Annotated in this window: 8 protein-coding genes and 1 pseudogene; 4 read left to right on the top strand and 5 right to left on the bottom strand. The window is 68.2% G+C overall.

The features are described 5' to 3' along the window. Positions 1–417 (top strand): annotated as a pseudogene (locus ACJ8AT_RS26025) (hypothetical protein); the annotation flags it as partial. Positions 418–467: 50 nt separating this feature from the next. Then, the gene (locus tag ACJ8AT_RS26020; RefSeq protein ID WP_407740560.1) at positions 468–1,328 is read left to right on the top strand and encodes a hypothetical protein; all 861 of its coding nucleotides are present in this window, start codon (positions 468–470) and stop codon (positions 1,326–1,328) included. A 162-nt stretch (positions 1,329–1,490) separates the two neighbouring features. Here ACJ8AT_RS26020 and ACJ8AT_RS26015 read toward each other — a convergent pair whose 3' ends face one another. From ACJ8AT_RS26015 to ACJ8AT_RS26000, 4 genes are all read right to left on the bottom strand, one after another. Then, positions 1,491–3,278 carry a hypothetical protein gene (locus ACJ8AT_RS26015; protein ID WP_407740559.1) on the bottom strand — a complete coding sequence of 596 codons (1,788 nt, stop codon included), beginning with the start codon at positions 3,276–3,278 and terminating at the stop codon, positions 1,491–1,493. 290 nt (positions 3,279–3,568) lie between these two features. Further along, positions 3,569–4,909, bottom strand: a complete 1,341-nt coding sequence (locus tag ACJ8AT_RS26010) for a cytochrome P450 (RefSeq protein WP_407740558.1) — start codon at positions 4,907–4,909, stop codon at positions 3,569–3,571. 15 nt (positions 4,910–4,924) lie between these two features. Beyond that, the gene (locus ACJ8AT_RS26005) at positions 4,925–5,503 is read right to left on the bottom strand and encodes a MarR family winged helix-turn-helix transcriptional regulator (protein ID WP_407740557.1); all 579 of its coding nucleotides are present in this window, start codon (positions 5,501–5,503) and stop codon (positions 4,925–4,927) included. A 202-nt stretch (positions 5,504–5,705) separates the two neighbouring features. After that, the gene (locus tag ACJ8AT_RS26000) at positions 5,706–6,215 is read right to left on the bottom strand and encodes an RICIN domain-containing protein (RefSeq protein ID WP_407740556.1); all 510 of its coding nucleotides are present in this window, start codon (positions 6,213–6,215) and stop codon (positions 5,706–5,708) included. Positions 6,216–6,440: 225 nt separating this feature from the next. Here ACJ8AT_RS26000 and ACJ8AT_RS25995 point away from each other — a divergent pair, with 225 nt between their 5' ends. Next, positions 6,441–6,770 (top strand): hypothetical protein, encoded by a 330-nt coding sequence (locus ACJ8AT_RS25995; protein WP_407740555.1) that lies wholly within the window; start codon positions 6,441–6,443, stop codon positions 6,768–6,770. Between the two features lies 1 nt (position 6,771). Here the strand turns inward: ACJ8AT_RS25995 and ACJ8AT_RS25990 are convergent, their stop codons facing one another. Beyond that, positions 6,772–6,954, bottom strand: coding sequence for a hypothetical protein (locus ACJ8AT_RS25990; protein WP_407740554.1), 183 nt, complete (start codon positions 6,952–6,954; stop codon positions 6,772–6,774). 286 nt (positions 6,955–7,240) lie between these two features. Between ACJ8AT_RS25990 and ACJ8AT_RS25985 the strand changes: the two genes are divergently transcribed. Beyond that, the coding region (locus ACJ8AT_RS25985; RefSeq protein ID WP_407740553.1) for a hypothetical protein at positions 7,241–7,774 on the top strand (534 nt) is incomplete at its 3' end.

Below are 7,774 nucleotides of genomic sequence, written 5' to 3'. Positions count from 1 at the left end.
GTGCTCTTCGCCCTGGTGTGTCTGGCTTTCGAGTCCCCATCGCCGAGAGGCCCGGAGTTCCTGGCGAGCACCCCGTCCGCGCTCATGAATGACGACGTGCCCACGGCGGGCGCGGAGCCCGATGCATTCTCCAACACCCTGGAGACTCCAGACGCTGGGGAGCCGTACTCCTTTTCCAACGACCTGGAGACCCCGGATGCTGGAGAGTCCGTGCTCGCCCGTTCCCTGCCGAGCGAGCCCTTCAAGGGACAGAAGCGCCCCCCTTGCTCCAAGTACTCGCAGGTGGAGCTCGTCGGCGGCTGCTGGCTGCCTCACAAGCTCAAGGCCCCGTGCCCGGAGGATCTCTTCGAGCACAAGGGGGAGTGCTACGTGCCCGTCTTCAGCGCCAAGCCGCCGCCCCAGTCGGTCGGGGAGTAGGAAAACGCGGGCTCGCGTGGCGTGAGCCGTGGAGCGGATAGCATCGGCCCATGACCCGGATCCTCTCCGCTCTCCTCCTCGTTTTCATGGCCGTGCCCGCGATCGCCCAGGATGCCCGGGCGATCGGCTTCACGCAGGACGGCTTGTTCTTCATCGTCGGGCGCTTCGATGGCATCGGCAGCGACACCCTCGAGCAATACGTCGTCTTCGACGCGCACCTGGGCAACGACCTGTTCGCGCCCCAGGAGCTCACCCCCGAGCAATACAAGCAATTCGTGGCGGGGCGCCCGCTCGCGCCCCTGAAGACCGGCCAGCAATCCCCGGACGGCAAGCGGCAGCTCCAGGTCTCCAGCAAGGACAAGGAAGGGCGCTGGGAGAAGGGCGAGTTCCACGTGACGGGGGTGAGCCCCTGGACGGGCGACAGTGGCGAGGAGGCCCGGGTTCCGCCGCCCTCGACGTTCCGCTTCGGCGTGAAGGAGGGCAAGAAGACCTGGCCCAGCTCGGACTTCACCTTCGAGCACGGCAACCAGAGCCAGCGGGTGGAGTTCATCTGGTCCCCCGATGGCCGGCGCGTGGCGTACCTGGTGCACCTGGAGAGCGCGACCGACGGGGGCGGGAGCGACTATTGGCTCAAGTTCGGTCCCACGCAGGGGCCCCGGGTGCAGGTGCTCGGCGTGAAGGGCACCATTCCCGCCCTCTACGTGTTGGCCGTGAGCGCGCTCGAAAAGGCCGGGCTGACGCCCATCTCCACCGGTGAGGCGAAGGATTCCCACCCGAGCACCGTCGTCTTCGCCGCGAAGGGTTTCGAGGCCGACGCCCGGAAGGCCGCCCAGGCGCTCCGGGGGGCCACGGTGGCTCCCCTCACGTGGAAGCCGGGCTACGAGCTGGTGGTGGTGCTCGGCGGCAAGTAGGCCTCCAACACCGGGCGGGCCCGCGCAATGACTAGCGCCCGCGCGCCTTGTGCACGAGGGCGTCGGCCAGCCGCTCCACCGCGCGCGGACCTCCCGGGCTGTGCGCCAGGCCGGTGGAGAGACCGTGCAGCCCTCTTCAGGCACCGCGTGCCCTGAGGCGGACTACGCCCAGTTCCGCTTCAAATAGGTGTTGTCCATCACCCGGGTGGACAGCAGCCGGAGGCGGAACAGCTTCTTGAGCTGGGCCTCGGCCTCGCCCGTGTTGGTGGCGGCGACGTCGATGCCGCGCATGACGAACCGGTACCACTTGAGGAGCGTCTTGAGCTCCTTGTACTGCACGGCGTTGAGCTCGCTGTCGCTGGTGGGAACGGCCACGTCGTAGCCGCCCAGGGACATGGAGGCGGACGGGGACATGGGCCACTTGCCCGCCCACAGCGCCTTCACCGGGGACTTGTGGAACTTGGGCGGCGCCTGGTTCTGCAGCGTCCTGCTGAACTGATCCCAGCGGTCGGCTTTGTCCGCGTCGACGACCACCCAGCTCGAGCTGCCGCGGTCCCACTTGTAGCCTGTCTTCCGCTCCTCGTACTGGGCCTCGCTCTCACCCCCATGGATGTTGGAGCCCAGGATGAGTTTCCAGGTATAGGACTTGTCGTTGCCGTACTTGACCTCGTTCTCCACCAGGTCCAGCAGCATCAGGCCCACGCCATAGGAGCGGGGATTGCGCGCCGTCTCCGCGCCCAGCATGGCCAGTGCCGCTTCCATCTCGATGTCAGCCACGCCGGTGAGGTTGCCGGTGAGCACCTTGCGGATGCCCTGCGCCCGTTGCTTCGCGCTCTTCGTCAGGGCGAGGCTGTCACCCAGGTCGTTGTAGCGTGTGGCCCGGTCCGTGCGACTGACCTTGACCCAGAGCTTCTCCTCGATGAAGTGCTGCTTCGCGCCGTTGATCTTCACCTGGCCGATGCAGGGGAAGCTCTCGCCCGAGACCTTCGCGGGCTTGTCCCGCTTGTCCTTCGAGGCGTACAGGTCCTTCCAGGCGAGCTTCGCCCAGGCGTTCAGCCAGCCGTCCTTCGTGGGGTGGGTGTCCACCTGCACCAGGTTCTTGTCTCGCGGGACATGGGGCTTGTGCGAGTCCTGGTAGAACATCTTGAGCTCGTCCTTCACCACGGCGATGTAGACCGCCAGCACGCGGTGGCCCTCCAGCGTCACGGTGCTGTTGATCCGCAGTGCCGGGTTCTTGACGAGGCGTGTGTCGTCTTCCTGGTCCTCGTAGAACTCGAGCGTGGCCTGGTACTTCTTGCGCTGGGCCCACCCGCGGATCGCGGACTGGATGAGGGTCGCCGCCTCCTCGCGCCGCTGCTTCTCCGCCTTCAGCTCCTCCAGCTCACGCCGCGCCTGCCACATCCGGAACTGGGCCTGCAACTGCACGGTGGCCGTCCTGAGCTCCAGGTACTCCTTGCGCTGCTGATAGCCCCGCACGAGCGCTTGGAGCTTCGTGGCGGCGTCGTGCTGCTCCCGGAGCTTCTGGACCTGCTTGCGCGCCTGATGCCCGCGGAAGAGGGCTTGGAGCTTCGTGGCGGCGTCGTGTTGCTTCCGGAGCTCCTGGGCCTCCTGGCGTGCCAGGTGACCGCGGAAGAGGGCTTGGAGCTTCGTGGCGGCCTCGTCCTGGCGCTTCGCCTCCAGCTCCCGGCGGGCCAGCCAGCCGCGCACCGCGGTCTGCACGGTGATGGCGGCCTGGCGCTGGGCCTCGTGCAGCGCGTCGATGTGCTGGCCGAAGAGCGCCGCCCGGTCCTGGTCGATGTGCCGGATGTACGCTTCCAGCCACGCGACGGTCTCCTCCTCGCCGTCCCGCTCCGTGCGCGCCAGGGCCTCGCGCACGAAGTCCTCCGCGCCGTCTTCTTCCAGGCCCGCTGCGTACGCGGCCAGCCGCGCCACCACGTCCATGTTCAGCATGGACGCCATATTACCAGGAAGCCGCGAGGCACCGGAAGTCCGGCCTTTCCCGGTCTCCTTCAGCCTCCACCGGTGGATGGACTGACAGCCGTCACATCCTTCACCTCGCTCCTCCGTCTCTCGCGGAGGTGTGATGGTTTCTCTTTTCAGCGTCCCGGGCCTCCGGTGCCTCACGAACTCAAGGCCCCGTGCCCGGAGGATCTCTTCGAGCACCAGGGCAAGTGCTACGTGCCCATCTTCAGCGCCAGGCCGCCGCCCCAGTCGGTCGGGGAGTAAGGATTGCGGAGGACTCAGAACAGGACGGGCAGCTTCGCGAATCCACGCAGGAAGGAGTTGCTCCAGCGCAGCTCCTCGCTGGGGATCGCGAGCCGTAGCTCCGGCATGCGCCGGAACAGCGTCTCGAAGGCGATCTGCCCCTCCATCCGCGCCAGGGGCGCGCCGATGCAGATGTGGATGCCCTTGCCGAACGCCACGTGCTTGTCCGCCTCCGGCCGGGTGATGTCGAAGACGTCCGGATGGGGGAAGCGCTCGGGGTCCCGGTTGGCCGAGGCCAGGCCGACCATCATGGGCTCGCCCTTGGGAATGTGCGTCCCGGCCATGTCGAGCTCCTCCTTGGCGATTCGCCTCGAGATGAACTCGACCGGGCCCCAGTACCGCAGCGTCTCCTCGACCACGCCCTTCACCAGTCCGGGATTCGCCTTCAGCTTCGCGAGCTGCTCCGGGTGGCTCAGCAGCGCGTACACCCCGTTGCCGATCAGGTTCACCGTCGTCACGTGCCCGGCGAGGTAGAGGATGAAGACCGTCGACAGCGTCTCCTCCTCGTTCAGCTTGTCGCCGTCCTCCTCGATGCGCAGCAACTGGCTGATCATGTCGTCCGCCGGTTGCTTGCGCTTGGCCACGAAGAGCCTGCGCAGGTAGTCGGTGAACTCCCGCCACTTCGCCCGGCTCTCCGCGTCCATCAGCCCGCGGCCCCGGTTGCCCCCGAGCAGGTTCTCCGTCCAGGCCCTCACCCTCTCCCGGTCCTCGCGCGGAATGCCGAGCATGTCCGAGATGACCGTCACCGGCAGCGGGTAGGCGAACTCCGCGATGAGGTCCATGCGCCGCTCCGGCCGGGACTCGCCGCGCTCGGCCGCCGCGCGCTCGGCGGTGTCCAGGAGGTCCTCGGCGATTCGCTGGATTCGCGCTCGCAGCGGCTCCATCGCGCGCGGGGTGAAGCTCGGCTGGATGAGCTTGCGCAGCCGCGAGTGGTCCGGCGGATCCGCGGTGATCAGGCTCCGGGAGATGGGGCGCAGCTCCTCCGGAACCTGGGGGAGCTTCTTCTGCTGCTCCGGGGTCATCGCGGTGCGGGGATCCGACGAGATGCGTTCATCCAGCAGCGCGGCGATCACGTCGTCGTACCGGGTGACGAAGAGGTGCTCGCGCCCGAGGAACTCGCGGAACTCCGAGTCCGTCCCGGCCGGGCCGGCGTCCTCTCCGAAGGTGAAGGACACCCGGGCGACGCGGTCCTTCTCCCGCACCCTGGCGTAGGCCTCGGGAGTCACATGCGGATCCAGGGTGAGGGTCGTCGGGCCCGTGGGCGGTGCCTCGGGAGAGAGCTGCTCTTTCGCTGCGTTGGTGTCACGCGCTGCCATGTCGTCCTCCTTCATTCATCGAATGACTCGTCGGGAAAGCCGGCGCGGCCGCTCGCCCGTATCCACATGCCGGGTGGGCCGCCGCCGGGCTGGCTTGTCGAGGCCGGCTCCGGGTCGTTCGTTCCGCGCTGGAGACGCAACGGCGTCTGGCTCGCGCGGGCCGAGCGCGCGCTCCAGCACGGCGAGCGTGCGGCTCAGCGCGAGGAGATCCGAAGGCGCCGCCACGGCCAGGTGCGCCGCGAGCGCTCGGGTCAGCTTGTCGTCGACCGAGCGACTCATCTCCAGGCCCTTCGAGGTGAGCGCCAGGTCCAGCCGCCGGCGGTCTTTCGGATTCGCCGCTCGCCGCACCAGCCCGCGCCGCTCCAGCCGGTCGATGACCCCGGTGACGACGGCCGGCGTGACCTGCCATCGCCGCGCGAGGTCCGTTGCCGAGCGGGCGCCCTCCTGGAGGGCACGCAGCGCCGCGTACTGGCGCAGGCTCAGCTCCAGGCCGGCGCTGACCTGGCTCACCAACTCCCGCGTCCAGCGCGTCAGGTGCGGGAGGAACTGGAGCAGCTGCGCGGCGTGTTGGAGGGGAAGGTCGCTCGGGGCCATGGGGGAATGGTTTTACGTCGTAGATAATATATGACGTAAAGCAATATTCCCCTTCAAGTCCTCCGGGACTTTCAGGGTAGCGCGGAGACGTGGGCGCCTGGATGCTGGGCGCCGAGCCCGTCCTGTCCTTCGTGTAGCGCCGGAGCCGGGCGTCCGCGCGCCTTGTGCACGAGGGCGTCGGCCCGCCGCTCCACCGCGCCTGTCAGTCGATCCGGACCGGCATCGGAACCAGTTTCCACAACTGGCAAGCCCCATTGGCATAGGTCGAGCCGGGGTTCAGGCCCAACTTCGCCGTGCAGTGGTCGGCATCCAGATACTGGCCGTTGATCTTGAGCTGCAACCGGGACCAGCCATTTCCGGCCGGGACCAGCTTCCAGAGCTGGCAGGCTCCGCCCGCGTAGCTCGAGCCCGGGTTCAGGCCGATGGGGCTGGAACAGTAGGCGGCATCCAGATACTGACCGTTGGCCTTGAGCTGAATCTTGTACCAGCCACCCCCCGCGGCGACGAACCTCCAGGCCTCACAGGCGCCGTTCGCATAGGTGGAGCCGGGGTTGAGGGTGACGGGAGAGCCACAGTGGTCGGCGTCGAGGTACTGACCGTTCGACTTGAGCTGGATCCGGTAGTACGTCTGGGCGTGGGCGGCGGCCCCACCGAGGGACAGGGCGAGGGCGGCGAGCAGGACGGCTGGGCGGGAAAGTACACGGTGGTGCATGTGGCTCCTTGGTCTCTTCTGATAGAGCGTGCAGGGCCGCTTGTGACGGATGCGAGCCATGCTGGCACCGGCCCCGCGCGCAGGGGCTCGTGAGACGCAGATGTGCTTCAGCGGAAAGAAGACCCCGGGTGTGTATTGATTCACGCCAGGTGAAGGCACATAAGGCTTCCCTCACGGGCTCCGGGAGGAGCGCCGTACCTGGAACGAAAAGAGGGAGCGATGACCTTGAACCGCATCATCCTGGGAGTGATGGCCGCTGGGGCGCTGGTGCTGTCCGGCTGCTCGAACATGGACTGCGACAGCACCGGCAATTCCTGTGTCTGCGACAGCGGCGATTGCGAGCAGAAGTGCTCGGGCGGCAATTGCCAGCTCAGCTGCACCGGAGAGAGCTGCAAGCTGGACTGTCCGGGCGGCAACTGTCAGCTCGCCTGCAACGGCGCCACGAGCTGCATGCTGACGAGCTGTACCTCGGGCTGCCAGGTGACGTGCGGCGGAGCGGCCACCTGCAGCTCGAGCTGCGCCAACATGGCCTCGGGCTGCGCGACCACGCCGTAGGTCAGCGCCCGCGCGCCTCGAGCACGAGGGCGTCGGCCAACCGCTCCACCGCGCGCGGACCGCCCTGGCGCAGGAAGAGGTTGGGCTCGGTGATTTCCAGCTCCATCAGCCGCAGCCCGCCCTCTTCGTCGCGCGCCATGTCCACCCGCGCGTAGAGCAGCTCGAAGCCCGTGGCGGCAATCACCTGACGGTGACGAGGGCGACGTCGAAGGAACTCCAGGGCGCGGGCATGGGCGCTCTAGATAGCGATTCGGGGGTGGGGCGCACGTGGAACGTGCTCGGACGCCGGGTGTGCCCTCCGGGCGGGCGTGCGGCTCACGGGAACTCAGAGCATTCGAATTGCCTTGGCTCGGCACCTGGAGGGTAGGCGCCCCTTTGCTGTACCGGGCACCTCCTGGTGCGAGGGCTCGGCTCCATGCGAACAAGCGTCCCGGGCCTCCGGTGGGCGGTGAGGCCAGCGAGGAGCACGCATGGACGACAAGAAGAAGCCCGGGGCGAGCTGGGAGGAGCGGACGCAGTTGGGGCCCTACCAACTCGAGGAGCAGATGCCGCAGCCGCCTCACAGCCCGGCGGAGCTCTACCTGGCCACGCACGAGAAGAGCGGCGCCACCGCCCTGGTGCTCAAGCCCGACGCCGAGGCGGACCCCGCGCGGCTGAAGGACTTCCGGGTGCACGTCATCTCCTCGGCCGCACCGAGCTACGTGGCCCTGGAGGTGGTGGACTCGCGAAGGGCCAAAGTTTCCGGCGCGCACTCGGCGGAGTCGCTGATATTTCTGCTCAGGGATGTCCGCTGGGGGTTGCGGAGCATGGCCCGTGCCTTCGACGGCCCGCGCGAGCCGCGCCGCCGCTGGCGCCAGAGACTGGCGTTGGTGGGCGCCGCTGCGGTGGGCGCCGTGCTCTTCGCCCTGGTGTGTCTGGCTTTCGAGTCCCCATCGCCGAGAGGCCCGGAGTTCCTGGCGAGCACCCCGTCCGCGCTCATGAATGACGACGTGCCCACGGCGGGC

Source organism: Hyalangium sp., from assembly GCF_045802625.1.
GTDB lineage: Bacteria > Myxococcota > Myxococcia > Myxococcales > Myxococcaceae > Hyalangium.
This window is presented reverse-complemented; position numbering and strand designations above follow the sequence as displayed.

Bases quoted from the DNA above. Each gene is read 5' to 3' on its own strand.
- ACJ8AT_RS26020 (WP_407740560.1), top strand. From the start codon at position 468: ATGACCCGGATCCTCTCCGCTCTCCTCCTCGTTTTCATGGCCGTGCCC.
- ACJ8AT_RS26015 (WP_407740559.1), bottom strand. From the start codon at position 3,278: ATGCTGAACATGGACGTGGTGGCGCGGCTGGCCGCGTACGCAGCGGGC.
- ACJ8AT_RS26010 (WP_407740558.1), bottom strand. From the start codon at position 4,909: ATGGCAGCGCGTGACACCAACGCAGCGAAAGAGCAGCTCTCTCCCGAG.
- ACJ8AT_RS26005 (WP_407740557.1), bottom strand. From the start codon at position 5,503: ATGGCCCCGAGCGACCTTCCCCTCCAACACGCCGCGCAGCTGCTCCAG.
- ACJ8AT_RS26000 (WP_407740556.1), bottom strand. From the start codon at position 6,215: ATGCACCACCGTGTACTTTCCCGCCCAGCCGTCCTGCTCGCCGCCCTC.